At 51.4% G+C, this 20,009-nt stretch carries 18 protein-coding genes; 14 read left to right on the plus strand and 4 right to left on the minus strand.

Annotated elements, in window-relative coordinates; genetic code table 11:
- Nucleotides 1-131 precede the first annotated feature (131 nt).
- The 7 genes from ppsA to dnaB all read left to right on the plus strand — a co-directional run bounded on the left by ppsA (nucleotide 132) and on the right by dnaB (nucleotide 7,792).
- Complete coding sequence (gene ppsA / locus AMM03_RS02605; RefSeq protein ID WP_090128890.1) at nucleotides 132-2,528, plus strand: phosphoenolpyruvate synthase; 2,397 nt, start codon at nucleotides 132-134, stop codon at nucleotides 2,526-2,528.
- Complete coding sequence (locus AMM03_RS02610) at nucleotides 2,525-4,642, plus strand: VC_2705 family sodium/solute symporter (RefSeq protein ID WP_228764534.1); 2,118 nt, start codon at nucleotides 2,525-2,527, stop codon at nucleotides 4,640-4,642. The genes ppsA and AMM03_RS02610 overlap by 4 nt, the downstream gene beginning before the upstream one ends.
- Before the next feature lie 101 nt (nucleotides 4,643-4,743).
- Nucleotides 4,744-5,109: a 30S ribosomal protein S6 gene (rpsF, locus tag AMM03_RS02615; RefSeq protein ID WP_055360982.1), complete on the plus strand. Its 366-nt coding sequence runs from the start codon at nucleotides 4,744-4,746 to the stop codon at nucleotides 5,107-5,109.
- A gap of 18 nt (nucleotides 5,110-5,127) precedes the next feature.
- Nucleotides 5,128-5,424, plus strand: a complete 297-nt coding sequence (gene priB / locus AMM03_RS02620; protein ID WP_090129306.1) for a primosomal replication protein N — start codon at nucleotides 5,128-5,130, stop codon at nucleotides 5,422-5,424.
- Nucleotides 5,425-5,439: 15 nt separating this feature from the next.
- Entirely contained in the window at nucleotides 5,440-5,721 is a 282-nt protein-coding gene (rpsR, locus tag AMM03_RS02625; protein ID WP_055360980.1) for a 30S ribosomal protein S18, read from the plus strand.
- A gap of 11 nt (nucleotides 5,722-5,732) precedes the next feature.
- Nucleotides 5,733-6,185: a 50S ribosomal protein L9 gene (gene rplI, locus AMM03_RS02630; protein WP_090128891.1), complete on the plus strand. Its 453-nt coding sequence runs from the start codon at nucleotides 5,733-5,735 to the stop codon at nucleotides 6,183-6,185.
- Between the two features lie 173 nt (nucleotides 6,186-6,358).
- Nucleotides 6,359-7,792, plus strand: coding sequence for a replicative DNA helicase (dnaB, locus tag AMM03_RS02635; protein WP_090128892.1), 1,434 nt, complete (start codon nucleotides 6,359-6,361; stop codon nucleotides 7,790-7,792).
- Here dnaB and AMM03_RS02640 read toward each other — a convergent pair.
- From AMM03_RS02640 to AMM03_RS02650, 3 genes are all read right to left on the minus strand, one after another.
- Nucleotides 7,789-9,426, minus strand: a complete 1,638-nt coding sequence (locus AMM03_RS02640; RefSeq protein ID WP_090128893.1) for a PhoH family protein — start codon at nucleotides 9,424-9,426, stop codon at nucleotides 7,789-7,791. The two genes, dnaB and AMM03_RS02640, sit on opposite strands and share 4 nt — an antisense overlap.
- A gap of 123 nt (nucleotides 9,427-9,549) precedes the next feature.
- Nucleotides 9,550-10,026 (minus strand): peroxiredoxin, encoded by a 477-nt coding sequence (locus AMM03_RS02645; RefSeq protein ID WP_090129307.1) that lies wholly within the window; start codon nucleotides 10,024-10,026, stop codon nucleotides 9,550-9,552.
- A 134-nt stretch (nucleotides 10,027-10,160) separates the two neighbouring features.
- Nucleotides 10,161-10,532: an Mth938-like domain-containing protein gene (locus tag AMM03_RS02650; RefSeq protein WP_090128894.1), complete on the minus strand. Its 372-nt coding sequence runs from the start codon at nucleotides 10,530-10,532 to the stop codon at nucleotides 10,161-10,163.
- Nucleotides 10,533-10,624: 92 nt separating this feature from the next.
- Between AMM03_RS02650 and AMM03_RS02655 the strand changes: the two genes are divergently transcribed.
- The 6 genes from AMM03_RS02655 to AMM03_RS02680 are packed head-to-tail and all read left to right on the plus strand — an operon-like array spanning nucleotide 10,625 to nucleotide 16,680.
- Entirely contained in the window at nucleotides 10,625-11,857 is a 1,233-nt protein-coding gene (locus tag AMM03_RS02655) for a pyridoxal phosphate-dependent aminotransferase (protein WP_090128895.1), read from the plus strand.
- Between the two features lie 12 nt (nucleotides 11,858-11,869).
- A complete protein-coding gene (locus tag AMM03_RS02660) occupies nucleotides 11,870-13,192 on the plus strand; it encodes a homoserine dehydrogenase (protein ID WP_090128896.1) in 1,323 nt (440 codons plus the stop codon).
- A complete protein-coding gene (thrC, locus tag AMM03_RS02665) occupies nucleotides 13,192-14,637 on the plus strand; it encodes a threonine synthase (protein ID WP_090128897.1) in 1,446 nt (481 codons plus the stop codon). The genes AMM03_RS02660 and thrC overlap by 1 nt, the downstream gene beginning before the upstream one ends.
- 13 nt (nucleotides 14,638-14,650) lie before the next feature.
- Complete coding sequence (gene glp / locus AMM03_RS02670; protein ID WP_090128898.1) at nucleotides 14,651-15,937, plus strand: molybdopterin molybdotransferase MoeA; 1,287 nt, start codon at nucleotides 14,651-14,653, stop codon at nucleotides 15,935-15,937.
- The gene (gene moaD, locus AMM03_RS02675) at nucleotides 15,934-16,182 is read left to right on the plus strand and encodes a molybdopterin converting factor subunit 1 (protein WP_090128899.1); all 249 of its coding nucleotides are present in this window, start codon (nucleotides 15,934-15,936) and stop codon (nucleotides 16,180-16,182) included. The genes glp and moaD overlap by 4 nt, the downstream gene beginning before the upstream one ends.
- Before the next feature lie 3 nt (nucleotides 16,183-16,185).
- Nucleotides 16,186-16,680 carry a molybdenum cofactor biosynthesis protein MoaE gene (locus AMM03_RS02680; protein ID WP_090128900.1) on the plus strand — a complete coding sequence of 165 codons (495 nt, stop codon included), beginning with the start codon at nucleotides 16,186-16,188 and terminating at the stop codon, nucleotides 16,678-16,680.
- A gap of 23 nt (nucleotides 16,681-16,703) precedes the next feature.
- Here AMM03_RS02680 and AMM03_RS02685 read toward each other — a convergent pair whose 3' ends face one another.
- Complete coding sequence (locus tag AMM03_RS02685) at nucleotides 16,704-17,255, minus strand: hypothetical protein (protein ID WP_090128901.1); 552 nt, start codon at nucleotides 17,253-17,255, stop codon at nucleotides 16,704-16,706.
- Nucleotides 17,256-17,355: 100 nt separating this feature from the next.
- Between AMM03_RS02685 and clpB the strand changes: the two genes are divergently transcribed.
- Nucleotides 17,356-19,956 (plus strand): ATP-dependent chaperone ClpB, encoded by a 2,601-nt coding sequence (clpB, locus tag AMM03_RS02690; protein WP_090128902.1) that lies wholly within the window; start codon nucleotides 17,356-17,358, stop codon nucleotides 19,954-19,956.
- Nucleotides 19,957-20,009 lie beyond the last annotated feature (53 nt).

Consider the following 20,009-nt stretch of genomic DNA (forward strand, 5'->3'; position numbering starts at 1 on the left):
TGGCTCTTTGGGTCCTAAAATCACATCCATTATCTACTGCCCGCTGGCTGCGCTGAGTCACATCTAAGAACAATCAAGATTGAGCGCTTTGGTTCGGGTTGAAAGTGCCGTTTTTTAACTTTGGAGCTTTTATGTCTAACCTTTTTGCAAAGGACGCTTTGGTCGTTCCATTTGAACAATTGCGAATGACCGATGTGGAGTCGGTCGGCGGCAAAAATGCCAGCCTAGGCGAAATGATTTCTCAATTGCCCAATGGTGTCAGGGTGCCTACTGGCTTTGCCACCACGGCCTTTGCCTTCAGAGCGTTTTTAAAGCACGATGGCTTGGTTGATCGCATCAATCAAAAGCTCGATGCTTTGGATGTCGAAGATGTGCGTGCCTTGGCATCGGTCGGCGCAGAAATCAGGGGCATGGTGGAGGCGCAGCCTTTTCCGGCTGACCTTGAAAAATCCATTCGCGAACAATTCGCCATTCTCAGCGCTGGCAATCCCCAAGCTTCCTTTGCGGTCAGATCTTCTGCCACTGCCGAAGACTTGCCAGATGCGTCCTTTGCAGGACAACAGGAAACATTCTTGAATGTGGTCGGCATTGAAGATGTGCTGCACAAAATGAAAGAAGTGTTTGCGTCTTTGTACAACGATCGCGCTATCAGCTACCGTGTGCACAAAGGCTTTGCGCATGCCGAGGTGGCCCTTTCTGCGGGTGTGCAGCGCATGGTCCGTTCCGATTTGGGCGCAGCAGGTGTCATGTTCACCATCGACACCGAAACAGGTTTTGAAGATGTGGTTTTCATCACCTCCAGCTATGGCTTAGGTGAAACCGTGGTGCAAGGTGCGGTCAACCCTGACGAGTTCTATGTTCACAAGCCCATGTTGGCAGCCGGTAAAAAAGCTGTCATTCGTCGCAATCTGGGTTCTAAATTGATCCAGATGGTTTTCTCTTCTGCTGAAGAAAAAGCCAGTTCAGGCAAGCTGGTCAAAACCGTCGATGTGGCCATGGAGTTGCGCAATCGCTATTCCTTAACAGACGAAGACATCACCCAATTGGCGCAATACGCCATGGTCATTGAGAAGCACTACGGCCGACCGATGGACATCGAGTGGGGCAAGGATGGCACAGACGGCTTGCTTTATATCTTGCAAGCTCGCCCAGAGACCGTCAAGAGTCAGGCCAAAGGCACGGCCGAATTACGCTACACCTTGAAAGGCAAAGGCGCTGTGTTGGCCGAGGGCCGCGCGATTGGTCAAAAAATTGGGACTGGGCCTGTTCGCTTGGTCCATAGCATCTCTGAGATGGACCAAGTTAAGGCAGGTGATGTGTTGGTCACTGACATGACAGATCCCAATTGGGAGCCCGTGATGAAGCGCGCCAGTGCCATTGTCACCAACCGAGGCGGCCGCACGTGTCACGCCGCCATCATTGCGCGTGAATTGGGTATTCCTGCCGTGGTGGGTTGTGGCAACGCTACCGATCAACTCCAAGATGGCACCTTGGTCACAGTCAGCTGTGCAGAGGGCGACACCGGCCGAATCTATGACGGCTTGTTGGAAACAGAAATCACGGAAGTCAAGCGCGGGACCATGCCCGACATTGCGACCAAAATCATGATGAACGTGGGTAACCCCCAGTTGGCATTTGACTTTGCCCAATTGCCCAACCAAGGCGTTGGCTTGGCCCGCCTGGAATTCATCATCAACAACAACATTGGTGTCCATCCCAAGGCCATCTTGGACTACCCCAACATCGACAGCGACCTCAAAAAAGCAGTCGAGTCTGTGGCGCGTGGCCATGCCTCGCCCAAAGCCTTCTACATCGACAAAGTCACCGAAGGCGTTGCCAGCATTGCGGCGGCATTTTGGCCCAAGCCGGTCATCGTTCGCTTGTCCGATTTCAAGAGCAACGAATACCGAAAACTCATTGGCGGTAGCCGCTACGAGCCAGAGGAAGAAAACCCCATGTTGGGCTTTCGCGGTGCGGCGCGCTACATCAGTTCAGACTTTGGTGAAGCCTTCGCCATGGAGTGTGAAGCCATCAAGCGCGTGCGCGGCGAAATGGGCCTCAGCAATGTACAAGTGATGGTGCCGTTTGTGCGAACCTTGGCGCAGGCCGATCGTGTCACTTCTTTGCTTGCCAAACACGGTTTGAAGCGCGGTCAAGATGATTTGAAAGTCATCATGATGTGCGAGGTGCCCAGCAATGCCATCTTGGCGGAGAAGTTTTTAGAGTATTTCGATGGTTTCTCGATTGGCTCCAACGATCTCACCCAATTGACTTTGGGCTTGGACCGCGACTCGGGTCTTGAGCTGTTGGCGGTCGATTTTGATGAGCGCGACTTGGCTGTTCAGACTTTGATTTCTCAAGCCATCAAGGCCTGTCTCAGTCAGGGCAAATATGTGGGTATTTGCGGCCAAGGCCCCAGCGACCACCCCGATTTTGCAAGGTGGTTGATGGCCCAGGGCATCAGTTCAATTTCTTTGAATCCTGACACTGTGGTTGAGACCTGGACCCAATTAGGAAAAGTCGATTGAGTTCAGCATCGCACTTCAAGCAGCTCTATGACGCCTATCGCTGGCGTCTGCATCGAAACGTCATCTTGTATGTCGTTTTATTGCTGAGCCTCTTGGGTGTGATGGGCTGGGCAGAATCGCAGGGGCTGTCAAGAAGCTTGATTGGCCCTATTTTTTTATTTTCGACGGTCATGATTTACGCCCTGATTGGGGTTTCTGGCCGCACTAGCGATGCCGATGAATACTATGTGGCGGGCCGTCGAATTCCGGCTTTTTACAACGGCATGGCCACAGCTGCCGACTGGATGAGCGCGGCTTCATTTATCAGTTTGGCAGGCGCACTTTATTTACAAGGCTTTTCTGGCGCAGGGGGGCAAGCTGGAGGCCTAGCTTATGTGATGGGATGGACCGGTGGTTTTTGCCTTGTGGCTTTGTTGATTGCGCCACACCTTCGTGCCATGGAGCTGTACACCTTGCCCGATTTTTTCAGCCAAAGATTTGGAGGGCGGTGGCCTAGACTGATTGCAGCTTGGGCGGCCATTTTGTGTTCGTTTACCTATGTGATTGCTCAAATCTATGGCATTGGGCTGATTGCCTCTAGGTTGACGGGTGTGCAATTTGAGATTGGCATTTTGTTGGGCTTGGGCGGCGTGTTGTTGTGCTCTTTTTTGGGCGGTATGCGGGCCATCACTTGGACCCAAGTCGCTCAGTACATTATTTTATTGATCGCGTTTTTAATCCCAGTTTCTTGGCTGGCCTACAAACAATTGGGTTCGCCATGGGCGCCGTTGGCCTACAGCACGCAGCTTTCAAAGATCGCTGAGTTAGAGCAAGAGCTCATTTCAAATCCTTCCGAAATTGCAGTTCGACAAGAGTTCTTAAGGCGCGCCGAGGTTTACAAAACGCGGCTAGAAAACGTCGACTTGGCTTTGCAAAAAGAAAGGGTTTTGCTTGAGCGACAACTCAGTGAACTCAAACTCCAAAATGCCGAGTTCTCCGTCATTGTCAAAACCAGAAGAGAGCTGCAAGCTTTGCCCAAGGATGCGGCGGCGGCCAAAGAAGTTTGGCAAAAGGCCATGCTTGAAAACTACGAGCGAGCCAAACCACTTGGCGGGATGCCTCTGCACGGTCAAGCCTTTCAGGGGCGACCTGATGGCACTCCTGCGCAGCAAGAAGCATTCAACCTGTCCCGCATCAATTTTGTGGCTTTGATTTTTTGTTTGATGGCCGGTACAGCAGGCTTGCCCCATTTACTCACGCGGTTCTACACAGTCCCCAACGCGGCAGAAGCCAGGTTGTCTGTTGCTTGGTCTTTGTTGTTCATTGCCATTTTGTATTTGAGTGCCCCCGCTTTGGCCGTTTTGGTCAAATTCGAAGTCATGAACAATTTGGTGGGCAGCCCCTTTTCGGAATTGCCGCCTTGGTTGTCTCAATGGTCAAGGGTCGACAGTGCTTTGGTGGAAGTGGCCGACATCAACCTTGATGGCGTGCTGCAATTTGGCGAGTTAAAACTGGGTGCCGACATGATCATGCTGGCCAGTCCTGAGTTGGCTGGCTTGCCCTATGTGATATCGGGCTTGGTTGCCGCTGGTGGTTTTGCCGCAGCGCTTTCCACGGCCGATGGCTTGCTGTTGACCATCAGCAACGCTTTTATTCACGACATGCGCTTGGGCATGAAAGACGGCGTTGAAACCGATGAGGGCAGGGTGATCTTGTCCAAGTTTGCCTTGTTGGCGGTTGCCATGTCGGCTGCGTTTGTGGCGGCTTGGAAACCCGCAGAAATTCTCGCCCTGGTGTCAGCTTCTTTTTCGATGGCCGCTTCCGCATTTTTCCCAGGGATGGTCATGGGCATTTTCTGGAAGAAAGCCAGCCGAAAAGGCGTGGTTTTGGGCATGTTGCTGGGCTTAAGCGTGACCATTTTCTACATGATCCTGAATGCACCCGCTTTAAGGGGCTTGCTCAATTTGCCCTTGAACTCCAGTTTGGTGTTTGGCATCCAACCCATTTCTGCGGGAATTTTGGGCGCACCTGCTGGGTTTTTGGCCATCTGGATCGGCAGTCTCCTTTGGCCTGATCTCGAAAAATCCCCCTCAGAGACAAATTTGTCCTCTGAAACACCCTTCCCAGGCCTCTAATTCCTGGGCTATAATCGCGGGTTAAGCCTTGCTGCACCCCATCCGACGCTGGGGGTAGCTTTTTTCAATACCTCAAAGGTAAAAACCCAAAAGGAGTCTCAATGCGTCATTACGAAATCATTTTGCTGATTCACCCGGATCAGAGCGAACAAGTTCCAGCCATGCTGGAGCGTTACAAGGGCATGATCGTTGCCGGCGGTGGCAAGATTCACCGTGTCGAAGACTGGGGTCGCCGCCAGTTGGCCTACCAAATTAACAAGTTGGGCAAAGCCCACTACTTGTGCGTGAACATTGAAGCTGATCAGGCTGTGATGGCCGAACTCGAACACGCCTTCAAGTTCAACGACGCTGTTTTGCGCCACATGACTGTTCTCAAGAAGAAAGCCGAAACAGGTCCATCTTCTATGATGAAACAAGTCGAGCGCGAAGAAGCTCGCAAAGCCCAACAAGCCGAGTTTGCAGGCTAATTACATTTGTTTGCGGGAGTGACGGAACAAAACCACCTTGAATTAACCGCTGGTATCGCAGAGCAAAAAGCACTTCGATACACACCGGCTGGATTACCAGTCATCGACTTGGTTCTAGAGCACAGCTCTAGCATGCAAGAAGCGGGAACTCTCAGACAGGTTAATGCCACAGTCAAAGCTGTTGCCATCGGATCTGTTGCAGAGAGAATTCAAACCCAGCCCATTGGCAGCGTTTGGAAATTCAGCGGTTTTTTGGCCACACCCAAAAACGGAAAAAATGTAGTTCTGCATATTCAAGAATTCAAGACACTTTAATTTTCAGGAGGCCCCATGGCCACTTTCAAAAAATTTAACAAAGACAAGCGCCCTAAGCGCAACACCCAGTCATTGCTGTTCAAGCGCAAGCGTTTCTGCCGCTTCACAGTCACAGGCGTGGAAGAGATTGATTACAAAGACGTCGACACATTGCGCGACTTCATCGCCGAAAACGGCAAAATCATCCCCGCACGTCTGACAGGCACACGCGCTATTTATCAGCGCCAGTTAAACACTGCCATTAAGCGCGCTCGCTTCTTGGCCATGTTGCCTTACAGCGACCAGCACAAAGTTTAAGGAGAACAACCATGCAAATTATTCTGCTCGATAAGGTTGTGAACCTTGGCAATTTGGGTGAAATCGTTAAAGTTAAAGACGGTTATGCTCGTAACTTCTTGATCCCCAGCGGTCGTGCACGTCGCGCCACTGAAGCCAACAAAGCAGAGTTCGAAGCACGCCGTGCCGAACTCGAAAAAGCAGCAGCTGCCAAGTTGTCCGAAGCTCAAGCGCAAGGCGAAAAATTGGCTGGCGCAGTGGTCAAGATCACTCAGAAAGCTGGCGTTGATGGCCGTTTGTTCGGTTCCGTCACCAACCACGACATCGCTGAAGAGTTGAACAAATCGGGTTACGGTTTGGCCAAAGCTCAAATCCGTATGCCTAACGGTCCTATCAAAACTGTGAGCGAATCAACTGTTGCTGTGGCATTGCACACAGACGTGGTGGTCGAAGTCACCGTTTCTGTTTACGGCGAAACAGCTTAATTTATAAGCTCTATCAAAAGCCGCCCGTCGAAAGACTGGCGGCTTTTTCATTCCTGCAAGTTTTTTGCTTTATTCACAAGACTTTCTACACTTACCAACGACTTATCCACAGGCTTGTCCCATGACCAAAGTTCAATCCGTGCTTAAGATCTAGCATTCAATTTAGAACGTCCATGTCAGCACTTTTCTCTCCTCAATCCCATTCAGAATCCGAGTTGGGATTTTCGCCAGTCAGCCAAGATCAACAGATCGCGCAGCTGCGTGTACCGCCTCATTCCATCGAGGCCGAGTCCAGTGTGTTGGGCGGCTTGTTGCTCGACAACAGTGCTTGGGACCGCATGGGCGATTTGCTGTCTGACAACGATTTTTATCGGCATGAGCACAAGCTGATTTTTGCGGCCATTTCTACCTTGATCAACGGCTCCAAACCTGCCGACGTGATCACTGTCTATGAGCAATTGCAAAATCAAGGCAAAGCAGAAGGCATGGGCGGCTTGGGCTATTTGAATTCTTTGGCCCAATACGTGCCCAGTGCCAGCAACATCAGGCGCTATGCCGAAATTGTGCGCGAGCGCTCTATCCTACGCAAATTGGTCACCGCCAGCGACGAGATTGCCACCAACGCGTTCAGCCCGCAGGGTAGGGCGGTTGAAAAAATATTAGACGAAGCCGAGCAAAAAATCTTCAACATTGGTGAAGAAGGCTCGCGCATGAAGCAAGGCTTCCAGTCCATGGACACCTTGGTGGTCGACCTCATGGATCGCGTCCAGGAGATGGCTGACAACCCCAACGACATCACGGGCGTGCCCACCGGTTTCTACGACTTAGACCGCATGACTTCCGGTTTGCAAGCGGGCGATTTGGTGGTGTTGGCTGCCCGTCCTTCCATGGGTAAAACAGCTTTCGCCATCAACATTGCCGAGCATGTGGCTTTGAACGAGGGCCTGCCTGTGGCGGTGTTCTCGATGGAGATGGGCGCCGCCCAACTGGCGGTTCGTGTGGTCGGCTCCATTGGCCGCATTGACCAAGGTCACTTGCGCACCGGCAAGCTAACCGATGAAGAGTGGCCACGTTTGACCGATGCCATTGAGCGTCTGCGAACAGTGTCATTGCACATTGACGAAACACCCGGTTTAACGCCCAGCGAGCTGCGAGCCAATGCGCGTCGCTTGGCGCGCAAGTGCGGCAAGTTAGGCTTAATTGTGGTTGACTACTTGCAACTCATGAGCGGCTCGTCAGGCAGCGATGGCGACAACCGAGCCACCGAGTTGGGTGAAATTTCTCGTGGCCTCAAAATGTTGGCCAAAGAACTTCAGTGTCCTGTCATTGCCTTGTCGCAGCTGAACCGTGGTGTGGAGCAAAGAACCGACAAGCGCCCCATGATGAGTGACTTGCGCGAATCGGGTGCCATTGAGCAAGATGCCGACATCATCATGTTCATTTACCGCGACGACTACTACAACAAAGATTCCAAAGATCCTGGTGTGGCCGAGATCATTATTGGCAAGCAGCGAAACGGCCCCACCGGCGCCGTTCGCTTAACCTTCTTGAAACCACTGACTCGCTTCGAGAGCTTGGCCTCATCAAGCAGTGATGGCGACTATTAAAGAACGTCGCTGGCAAAATCAGCCAGCCTAGAGCGCTCACCCCGTGCCAATGTAATGTGACCGCCGTGGGCCCAGCCCTTGAAGCGGTCAACGGCATAGGTCAAGCCAGAAGAGCCTTCGGTGAGGTAGGGCGTATCGATCTGCGCCAAGTTGCCCATGCAAATGATTTTGGTACCAGGACCCGCCCGGGTAATCAAGGTCTTCATTTGCTTGGGCGTTAAGTTTTGCGCTTCATCAATGATGACGTACTTGTTCATGAAGGTTCGGCCGCGCATGAAGTTCATGCTCTTGATCTTGATGCGGCTCCGAATCAGTTCATTGGTCGCTGCACGGCCCCATTCGCCTGCATTGCCGCCGTCGCCTTTGGCCAAAAACTCCAGGTTGTCATCCAGTGCGCCCATCCAGGGGCCCATTTTTTCTTCTTCGGTGCCCGGCAAGAAACCAATGTCTTCACCCACGCTGACAGTTGCGCGGGTCATGATGATTTCTGTGTAGCGGCGGTCGTCTAAAACCTGTGTGAGGCCTGCTGCCAGTGCCATCAGTGTTTTGCCAGTGCCTGCTGTGCCGGCCAAGGTGACAAAGTCAACATCAGGGTCCATCAGCATGTTCATTGCAAAATTTTGTTCCCGATTGCGCGTGGCCACACCCCAGACGGCATTTTTGGCATTGCCAAAGTCTTTGAGAGTTTTGAGGACAGCTGTTTTGCCGCGAATTTCGGTCACTCGGGCATGCAGGCTTGGCTCACCGGGTGCTTCTAAGTAAACAAATTGGTTGATCAGAAGGCTGGGAACCAATGGCCCTGAAATGCGATAAAAAGTATGGCTGCCTTGTTGCCAGCTTTCGATGGATTTGCCATGGCGATTCCAAAAATCAGTAGGCAAGGCCAGGGCGCCTGAGTACATCAAGTCGCCGTCTTCTAAGACCTTGTCGTTTTGATAGTCTTCTGCGGCCAGGCCGAGCGCTCTGGCTTTGACTCGCATGTTGATGTCTTTGGAGACCAAGACCACTTCGCGAGGTGCATGCAATTTGCCCAGGGCCTGAACGACACCCAAGATTTGGTTGTCGGCTTTGCCTTGGGGTAGACTAATTGGCAAACTGACATCCATGACTTGCGTCTGGAAGTAGAGCTTGCCTCGGGCTTCAATGTGGCCTGTGGTGCTGAGGGGCAAGCCTAGCTTCATGTCAGTGCCTGGCTCTGCCGCCAATGCATCGAGCGAGCGACTGGTTTGGCGGGCGTTTCTAGCAACCTCTGTCATGCCTTTCTTGTGACTGTCGAGTTCTTCCAAAACAATCATGGGCAAATAGATGTCGTGTTCTTCAAATTGGAACAAGCACATGGGGTCGTGCATCAGCACGTTGGTGTCCAACACAAAAAGCTTGGTTGGGCCATTGTGCTTTTTGACCGCTTTGGTTTTCTTCTGGGGCTCTGGTGCGCTGACTTTGGCGCGTGAAACCTCGGAGGTCTCGGTGGCTGCTGCACTCATGGGTGCCAAATCGACCTTGGGGGTCGATTTTTTAGGAGTGGGTTCACTGGCAGCTGGCCGTGAAGTAGCGTTTGTGGCTTTGGGTGATTTAGCGATGGTTTGATTGGAAATCAGAGAAGCGCGCTGAGTGGGGGCAGGGGGCAATGGCATAAATCGAGGCCTCAGGTAAAAAGTAAAAAACTTTGGCGCAAAGAAAAAGCCGCCTTGAGACCGAGGCGGCTTGACTTTTGGGGGATGAAACGGATGGGGCTGTTTTTCAGCTGCATGCCGCCATTATGCGGCTTTTTTGAGGGCCTTGACGGCTTTTAAAACATCTTCTACGTGCCCTGGCACTTTCAGGCCGCGCCATTCTTCTTTGACCAAGCCATCGGGCCCAATCAAGAAGGTGCTGCGCTCGATGCCTTTGACTTTTTTGCCGTACATGATCTTGTTTTTGACCACGCCAAACATGTGACACATTTTTTCTTCGGTGTCGGCTATTAATTCAAAGGGCAGTTCGAGTTTGGCTTTGAAATCGTCATGCGATTTCATGTTGTCGCGTGAAACGCCAAAAACGGTTGCGCCGGCCTTGGTGAAGTCTTTGAATTTGTCTCTGAATTGCATGGCTTCAGTGGTGCAACCAGGCGTGTTGTCCTTCGGGTAGAAGTACAAAATCATGATTTTGCCGTTGTGAGATGTGTTTGAAACCTTGACTCCGCTTGTTGCGTTTGCTTCAAATTCAGGGAGGGGTTTATTAACAACGATCGCCATAGAACTAATCTCGCGTGACAGAAATGAACCGCTTAAGCTTTGAGCTGCACTGGGCAAGCTCACCTCACGGCAATCTGATATTTTATCCTGAAACCTGAGGGGTTTTATGCGGTTTCTAAAACACTTTGTAAATGCTAGGCCACTGGCAGAAGGGCCATCAGCACGAGCCGCCCTTCACCGGCCAGCACATTGAACGTGCGGCAGGCTGCCCCGTTGTCCATGGTTTCCACCCCAATTCCCTTGTGAATCAAGCCCTGCAGGAGACGGGGGGAGGGAAACCTAATGCGTTCCCCACTGCCAAAGATGACCAGCTCTGGCTGAAAGGGCAAAAGTTCGTCAAAACTGTCTTGGGTCAAGTTGTCGAAGCTGATGGCGGACCAAGTTTGGGGGCCCTGCACGGCGCACAAAATTAAGGGAACCGAATGAATTTGTCCGTTGACCACGACACCATTTCGGTCATAGCTTTGAATGGCAAAGGCATTGCTGGCATCGGGGTGGAGTTTCATAGGCGGTGGACTTAAAAAAAGGGTCTTTATGTGTTCAAATTATAGGTTTTCACTAGCTATATTCCCTAGCGCCATTACCCCTCGGAGGGATTTTGAAAACTATTCACAAATCAGCCAAGCTTGCCAACGTTTGCTACGACATTCGCGGGCCCATCATGGACCGGGCGCGTCAAATGGAGGAGGAAGGGCACAAGATCATCAAGCTCAACATCGGCAATTTGGCGGTGTTTGGTTTTGATGCACCTGAGGAAATTCAGCAGGACATGATTCGTAACTTGCCCAACTCCGCAGGTTACTCCGACAGTAAGGGTATTTTTGGTGCGCGCAAAGCCGTCATGCATGAGACGCAAAAGCAGGGCATCAAGGGTGTCACACTAGAAGACATTTATTTAGGCAACGGTGCCAGCGAACTGATCGTGATGGCCACCAATGCACTTCTAGACACCGGCGACGAGTTGTTGTTGCCTGCGCCTGACTATCCCCTGTGGACGGCAGCCGCCAGTTTGTCCGGCGGTACACCGGTCCATTACATTTGTGACGAGTCCAAAGGTTGGATGCCCAATCTGGAAGATATTCGCTCCAAAATCACGCCTAAAACCAAAGGCATTGTGGTCATCAACCCCAATAATCCAACCGGTGCCTTGTACTCTGACGAGATATTGCAGGCCATCGTCAACATTGCCAGAGAACATGGCTTGGTGATTTTTGCCGATGAGGTGTATGACAAGGTGTTGTACGACGGTGTGAAGCACACCCCCATTGCCAGCCTGAGCCAAGATGTTTTGACCCTCACGTTCAATTCATTGTCCAAAAGCTACAGGTCCTGTGGTTATCGTGCAGGTTGGCTTGTTGTAAGTGGTGACAAGCTGCCCGCCAAAGATTACATCGAAGGCTTGAACATGTTATCCAACATGCGCCTTTGCGCTAATGTGCCAGGTCAATGGGCCATTCAAACCGCATTGGGCGGCCACCAAAGCATCAATGAGTTGGTCAATGAAGGTGGCCGTTTGCGCAAGCAACGGGATTTGGCTTACGAATTGATCAGCGCCATTCCAGGTGTTTCTTGTGTCAAGCCCACTGCGGCCTTGTACATGTTTCCAAGGCTGGATCCGAAGGTCTATCCCATCGAGGACGACCAACAATTTTTCTTGGAGATGTTGCAAGAAACCAAAGTGATGTTGGTTCAAGGCACAGGCTTCAATTGGCATGCACCCGACCATTTCAGAATTGTTTTCTTGCCGCATCTCGATGATTTGCGCGAAGCAATTGAAAGAATGGCCAAGTTTTTAGAGAAAGCGCGTCGTCGCTTTGGTACAGCGGTATAAGAAAGAGAAGCAATGAAATCGATTCAAGTGGGCCTGATGGGCATGGGCACTGTGGGCAGTGGCACATTCAATGTGCTGCAGCGCAATCAATCCGAAATCAAACGACGCGCGGGTCGCGGCATTGAAATTAGCATGGTGGCAGACCTTGACGTTGCCAAAGCGCAAGCCATGGCTGGCGCGAATGTCAAAGTGGTCAGCGATGCGCGGCAAATCATTGCCAACCCCGAAATCGATATCGTGGTCGAACTCATTGGTGGCTATGGCATTGCCAAGACCTTGGTGCTAGAAGCCATTGCGGCCGGCAAGCATGTGGTCACTGCCAACAAAGCTTTGCTGGCTGTCCATGGCACCGAAATTTTTGCAGCTGCGCATGCCAAGGGCGTGATGGTTGCTTTTGAAGCTGCCGTTGCAGGTGGTATTCCCATCATCAAGGCGCTGCGTGAAGGCTTGACAGCCAACAGCATCCAATGGGTTGCAGGCATCATCAATGGCACCACCAATTTCATCTTGTCTGAAATGCGTGACAAAGGCTTGGATTTTGACGTGGTCCTCCAAGAAGCACAGCGACTGGGTTATGCCGAAGCCGATCCAACTTTTGACATTGAAGGCGTTGATGCGGCTCACAAAGCCACGCTCATGAGTGCCATCGCTTTTGGTATTCCTGTTCAGTTCGACAAGGCTTATGTTGAAGGCATTACCAAGCTGGGTGCTGCCGACATCAAATACGCAGAACAACTGGGATACAGAATTAAGTTGTTGGGCATTACCAAACGCACTGCAACTGGCATTGAACTGCGCGTTCACCCAAGCTTGGTGCCAACACAACGCTTGATTGCCAATGTGGAGGGCGCCATGAATGCGGTCATGGTGCAGGGCGATGCAGTGGGCACTACGCTGTATTACGGCAAGGGTGCAGGTTCTGAGCCCACAGCCAGCGCTGTCATTGCCGATTTGGTCGACATCACGCGCTTGCACACAGCCGATCCACTCAATCGCGTTCCGCATTTGGCGTTCCAGCCTGATGCCATGAGTGCTGCCAAAATTTTGCCCATGGCAGATGTGGTGACCAGCTATTACTTGCGCCTTCGAGTCGCCGATGAGGCCGGTGTGTTGGCCAAACTCACTGGTTTGCTGGCCGAGGCCAATATCAGCATTGACGCCGTTTTGCAGCGTGAAGCCGATCAAGTGAGCCAAGCGGGCGAGAACCAAACCGATGTGATTATTCTCACGCACGACACGCGTGAAGGCAAAATGAATGAAGTGTTGGCGCAAATGCAGGCCCTGCCTACAGTGATGGCGCCCATCACCAAAATTCGCAAGGAAGAGTTGAACTGATGCGTTACATGTCGACACGCGGTCATGCCGATCGCAAGCAGTTTTGTGAAATTTTGCTCGAAGGCTTGGCCCCTGATGGTGGCTTGTACTTGCCAGAGTCTTATCCGCAAATTTCCGCCATTGATTTGGCCAAGTTGCGTGGTGTTTGGAACACCCAAGGCTACGCTGCTTTAGCGTTTGAAGTTTTGTCTTTGTACATTGACGACATACCCGCCCAAGACCTGCGAGAGCTGTGTCTAAAGACCTACACCAAAGACTGCTTTGGCACGTCCGAAATTGTGCCTATCAAAGCACTGAAGACCGACGCTGCTCCAGGTGCAGAAGTCAGTCTGGAAGCATTGTCCAATGGCCCCACTTTGGCCTTCAAAGACATGGCCATGCAGTTGCTCGGCAATTTGTTTGAATACGAATTGGCACGTCGCAATGCTGAACTCAATATTTTGGGCGCGACATCGGGCGACACAGGCAGTGCAGCTGAGTACGCCATGCGTGGCAAAAAGGGCGTGCGGGTTTTTATGACCAGCCCCTTGGGCCGCATGAGTCCTTTTCAGCAAGCACAAATGTTCAGCTTGCTAGATGAAAACATTCACAACATTGCCATTGAAGGTGTCTTTGATGATTGCCAAGACATCGTTAAAGCGGTTAGTAACGATTTGGAATTCAAACGCAAATACAAAATTGGCACAGTGAACTCCATCAATTGGGCGCGCTTGTTGGCCCAAGTGGTTTACTACTTTGCAGGTTATTTTCAGGCCACTCACAATGACTCTCAAAAAGTCAGTTTCTGTGTGCCAAGCGGCAATTTTGGCAATGTGTGCGCAGGCCATGTGGCCCGCATGATGGGATTGCCCATCGATCAATTGGTGGTTGCCACCAATGAAAACGATGTGCTGGACGAGTTCTTCAGAACAGGTGTTTACCGCGTACGGGGCACTGCCGACACTCACGAAACTTCCAGTCCTTCGATGGACATTTCAAAGGCCAGTAACTTTGAACGTTTCGTCTTTGACTTGCTGCAACGCGATGCGAGCCAAACCAAGAATTTATTCCACGATCAACTGAACCAAAAGGGTCAATTCGACTTAGGCTCGAACCCCTTGTTTGCCAACGCCAAATCCAAATTTGGTTTTGCCAGTGGCAAAAGCACGCATACAGACCGACTCAAAACCATTCAAGAAACCTATGCCAACAATCACATCATGATTGACACGCATACAGCAGACGGTTTGAAAGTAGCGGTGCCTTTGGCCAAGCCGGGTATTCCCATGTTGGTGCTAGAGACTGCGCTGCCCATCAAGTTTGCGGCAACACTGGTCGAGGCACTGGGTAAGGAACCCGATCGTCCCCCCAAGTTTGAAGGCATTGAAGCTTTGCCCAAGCGCGTGATGGTCTTGCCTCAATCGGCCGCAGCCGTTAAAGAGTACATTGCATCGCATTGCAATTGAGAAGACTGTGAACATGGCGTCCAACCAAACCCCTCAACGTGCGCCCCTGATGTCTCTGGATGAGGCCTTGAGCCAAGTGCTGGCTCAGGCGAGGGTGTTGCCAGACACTGAAAGTGTTGCCATCTTGGATGCGGATGGTCGTTTTTTGGCTGAAGACTTAATCTCTGGCTTGCAGGTGCCGCCCCAAGACAATTCCTCCATGGATGGCTATGCCGTTCGACTTGAAGACTTGCCTATGGCTGGCGCCAAACTCAAGGTCACCCAAAGAATTCCTGCGGGGCAGTCTGGACATGCGCTGCTGGCTGGTGAAGCCGCGCGTATTTTTACCGGCGCGCCCATCCCCCCAGGCGCCAATGCGGTGGTGATGCAAGAAGATACGCAAGCGCTAGATACCGAAAGTCAGCAAGAAGGCCATCCAGTGGTGCAAGTCAATGTGCTGCCTACCCAAGGTCAATGGATTAGGCGCAGTGGAGAAGACGTTCGCAAGGGTGACATTGTTTTGCCTAAAGGGACTCGACTCAATCCCGCTTCGCTGGGTTTGGCGGCCAGCATTGGACGAGCACAGGTCAGCGTGATCCGAAAACCGCGCGTGGCTTTGTTCTCCACAGGTGATGAATTGGTCATGCCTGGTGCCATTGCGCCAGAGGCTATGCGCCCAGGCGCAATTTACAACTCAAATCGTTTCTTCTTGCGCGCCTTGCTCTTGCGTGCAGGATGCGAGGTCACCGACCTTGGTATTGTTCCAGACAACTTGCCAGACACACTCAAGGTCTTGAAAGCGGCAGCGCAGGGCCACGACTTGGTGTTGACCAGTGGCGGTGTTTCTGTGGGTGAAGAAGATCATGTCAAGCCTGCCGTCGAGCAGTTAGGTCATCTGAACCTGTGGCAAATTTCAATGAAGCCTGGCAAGCCCTTTGCATTTGGTCAACTCAATGTGCAAGACACGTCCAAACAAGCAGCGGCTTACTTCATGGGTTTGCCCGGCAATCCTGTTTCGAGTTTTGTCACATTTCAATTGATGGTCCGGCCTTTTTTAATGGCGCTTCAGGGGCAAGTTGAGACAGCTTCAAAGCCTTACTTGATTCAAGCTAATTTTGATTTTCCAAAACCTGACAAACGTCGCGAGTTTCTTAGGGTGCAACGCAACGCATCTGGCAGTTTAGATTTGTTTCCCAATCAAAGTTCTGGTGTCCTAACGTCTGTTGTGTGGGGCGATGGGGTCATTGACAACCCCAGCCTGCAAGCCATCAAGCAGGGTGATTGGGTTCGGTATTTTCCGTTTGCAGATTGGCTTCAATGAAACTCAAAATTCGTTATTTCGCCTCCTTGCGCGAAGCCATTGGTTTTTCACAAGAAGAACTTGAGTCGGCCGCCGTCACAGTGGGCGAAGTGAGGGACGAATTGTTGGCAAAAGGTGGCGTGTATGTTTGCCTTGAAAGAACGCGTTCTGTTCGAATGGCCTTGAACCAAGTCATGGTCAATGAAGATGCCAAGATTCAAGACAATTCCGAGCTTGCATTTTTTCCACCCGTTACCGGAGGCTGAACTGTGACTGACCGGGTTGTCATTCAATTAGAAGACTTCAATGTCGCCGACGTCTTGGAAAAACTCAGGGCGGACGATTTGCGCGTCGGTGCAGTTTGTAGCTTTGTTGGAACAGTTCGTGACACCCGCCTCTTGTCGGGACAAGCTGCTGACCAAGTGGTTTCAATGGAGCTCGAACATTACCCCGGCATGACAGAGTCTTCTATTGAGGCCATGATTGACCAAGCCCACGCGCGATTTGATTTTTACCAAGCGCATGTGATTCACCGTGTTGGTGTGCTCAAGCCAGCAGATCAAATTGTGATGGTGGCCGTGACTTCGGCTCATCGAGGCGAGAGTTTCAAAGCCTGTGAATTTTTAATGGACTACTTGAAAACGCAGGCGCCATTTTGGAAAAAAGAGGCAACACCCTCGGGTGCTCAGTGGGTCGATGCGCGGGTGTCGGATGACCAGGCTCTGGCGCGTTGGGGCATTCAGGCTCAAAACGCAGCAAACTAATCAGTTAAGCCCTGCCGCAGTTTTCAATGGCTGTAAGCAGGCCGCTCAGAGGACAAGTTTTCAACTGCATCATTGCGCTGAGAAAAATCAGGTTGTTGCCATTGTGCCTTTTTGAGGGCGGCTTCCAGCAGATGCAACAAGCCATGCAAAAGGGCGGCTTGTAGACTCAACTCACACGAGGCACCACTGGCACTGTCGCCGCTTTTGTCTTGCAACAACAAATCCAAACGGCCACCGTTGTGAAGCTTCAGCTGAACGTCTGTGACCAACATGGGCGTCTCTCCCAAAGGAAGGCTCAGGTTTTGTGTGGCAAACGGGGTTGAGAAATCAGCTTGCGACAAGAAGTTTTCGCGTTTTAGTTCGGTCAGCATTTGCTGAGCGGTGGTGTCGCTGGCCATCACCTGAGGGTCACTGGACTCCAATTGAACCACGGAGGCCTGCAAGTGGGGCAACAGTCTCAAAGTCATGGCCCTAGTGAGCCAAAGTCGAAACTCTTGCTGTTCTTGATTGCTGACCCGAACTGCCAATCGATCTTGACGCTCGTCATATTGGACTGACATTTGATGAATGTTCATGCCGCCATTTTAGACCTCAGTAGGATCAATGTTCCAAAATCGCCAAGCCTCTTGAAATAAAGCCTTTTTGGCCCAAGATAGGACTTAACAGGAGATTCAGATGCGAATTGACAAATTAACCACTAAATTTCAAGAAGCACTTGCCGATGCGCAGTCCTTGGCTTTAGGCAAAGATCACGCCTACATTGACCCAGCGCACGTGTTGATGGCCATGTTGAGTCAGCAAGATGGTCCCAAGGCCTTGTTGCAGCGAGCAGGCGTTAACCTGACCGCCATGAGCTCTGCCGTCAGTTTGGCCGTCGAGCGATTGCCCCAAGTCACAGGTCAAGATCAGGTCCAAGTTGGCCCCGAGTTGGTTAAATTGTTGCAAGCGGCCGAGAAAGAGTCCCTGAAACGGGGTGACTCGTTCATTGCCAGCGAATTATTTTTGCTTTCTTTGACTGACAGCAAAACAGAATTGGCGCGCGCAGTCAAAGATGCAGGCCTGAGTCGAAAAAGTTTAGAAGCTGCAGTCGATGCAGTGCGTGGAGGACAAAACGTGAACAGTGCAGACGCTGAAGGTCAACGCGAATCGTTGAAAAAATATTGCCTCGACCTGACCGAGCGCGCCCGCATGGGTAAGTTAGACCCGGTCATTGGGCGTGACGACGAAATTCGCAGAGCCATTCAGGTTTTGCAACGCCGTACCAAAAACAACCCGGTGCTGATTGGTGAGCCCGGCGTTGGAAAAACTGCCATCGTAGAAGGTTTGGCGCAGCGCATTGTGGCAGGTGAAGTGCCAGATTCTTTAAAAGGCAAGCGCGTCTTGTCTTTGGACATGGCGTCGCTGTTGGCGGGTGCCAAGTTTCGCGGCGAATTTGAAGAACGCCTCAAATCAGTCTTGAATGAATTGGCCAAAGACGAAGGACAAACGATTGTCTTTATCGATGAATTGCACACCATGGTGGGTGCCGGTAAAGCTGAAGGTGCCATGGATGCTGGCAATATGCTCAAGCCTGCATTGGCCCGTGGCGAACTGCATTGTGTGGGTGCCACCACCTTGGACGAGTACCGAAAATACATCGAAAAAGATGCCGCGCTAGAGCGCCGTTTTCAAAAGATCTTGGTGGGCGAGCCCAGTGTCGAGGCCACCATTGCCATTCTTCGCGGCCTGCAAGAAAAATACGAAATTCACCATGGTGTGGACATCACCGATCCTGCCATTGTGGCGGCCGCCGAATTGAGCCACCGTTACATCACCGACCGATTCCTGCCCGACAAAGCCATCGATCTGATCGACGAGGCAGCTTCCAAAATCAAGATTGAAATTGACTCGAAACCAGAGGTGATCGACAAGTTAGACCGCCGTCTCATTCAACTTCAAATTGAACGAGAAGCTGTCAAGAAAGAAACCGATGAGGCGTCGCAAAAACGTCTGGGCTTAATTGAAGAAGAAATTGTCAGCCTGAAAAAAGAAGCGGCAGACTTAGAAGAAATTTGGAAAACAGAAAAAGCGCAAGCACAGGGCAGTCAAAATGTTCGTGAAAAAATTGATCAACTGCGCCAGCAAATTGAAGAACTCACGCGCAAAGGCGATTTCAACAAAGTAGCAGAGTTGCAGTACGGCAAACTGCCAGAGTTGGAAAAGCTACTTAAAGAGACGCAGGCCAAGGAACTCAATCCTGCTGCAGGATCTGCACCTAGGCTCTTGCGGACGCAAGTTGGCGCCGAAGAAATTGCCGAGGTGGTCAGCCGTGCCACAGGTATTCCTGTGTCCAAAATGATGCAGGGCGAACGCGAGAAGTTATTGCAAATGGAAGTCAAATTGCACGAGCGTGTGGTCGGACAAGATGAGGCCATCACGGCGGTATCGCACGCAATTCGCCGTTCGCGTTCAGGTTTGTCAGATCCCCAAAGACCAACTGGTTCATTTTTGTTTCTGGGCCCAACGGGTGTGGGTAAAACGGAGTTGTGCAAGGCACTGGCGGGCTTCTTGTTTGACAGCGAAGATCACCTCATTCGCATTGACATGAGTGAGTTCATGGAGAAACATTCCGTCGCTCGTCTCATTGGTGCGCCACCAGGCTACGTGGGATACGAGGAGGGCGGCTATTTGACTGAGGCTGTTCGCCGCAAACCTTACTCGGTGTTGCTCTTGGATGAAGTTGAAAAAGCCCACCCTGATGTTTTCAATGTGCTTCTGCAAGTTCTAGACGATGGCCGCCTTACCGATGGTCAAGGTCGAACCGTCGACTTTAAAAACACCGTCATTGTGATGACCTCCAACATTGGCTCGCATTTAATCCAGGCCATGGTGGGCCAGCCCAATGAAGACATTAAAGACGCTGTGTCGGGTGAACTCAAAAACCACTTCCGCCCTGAGTTTTTGAACCGAATTGACGAAACGGTGGTTTTCCACAGTTTGGATGCCAAACACATCGAGTCGATTGCCAAAATTCAGTTACAAATCTTGGAAACCAGGTTGGCCAAAATGGACTTGCATTTGGAAGTATCCAGTGCGGCTTTGGCGGAGTTGGCCAAGGTGGGCTTTGACCCCGTGTTTGGGGCACGTCCTTTGAAGCGTGCTGTGCAACAACGCATCGAGAATCCCTTGTCCAAGTTGTTGCTTGAAGGCAAGTTCTTGCCGAAGTCTGTCATTCCTGTCGATGTCGATCCGGTGAAGGAGCCTGGAATCTTTAAGTTTGATCGGGTAGTCAACTAAAGCTCACCCCAGACGATACGTTCAGACAGCTTTGAAAGTATCATGCGGCCTTC

Source organism: Limnohabitans sp. Rim11, assembly GCF_001269365.1.
Lineage (GTDB): Bacteria > Pseudomonadota > Gammaproteobacteria > Burkholderiales > Burkholderiaceae_C > Limnohabitans_A.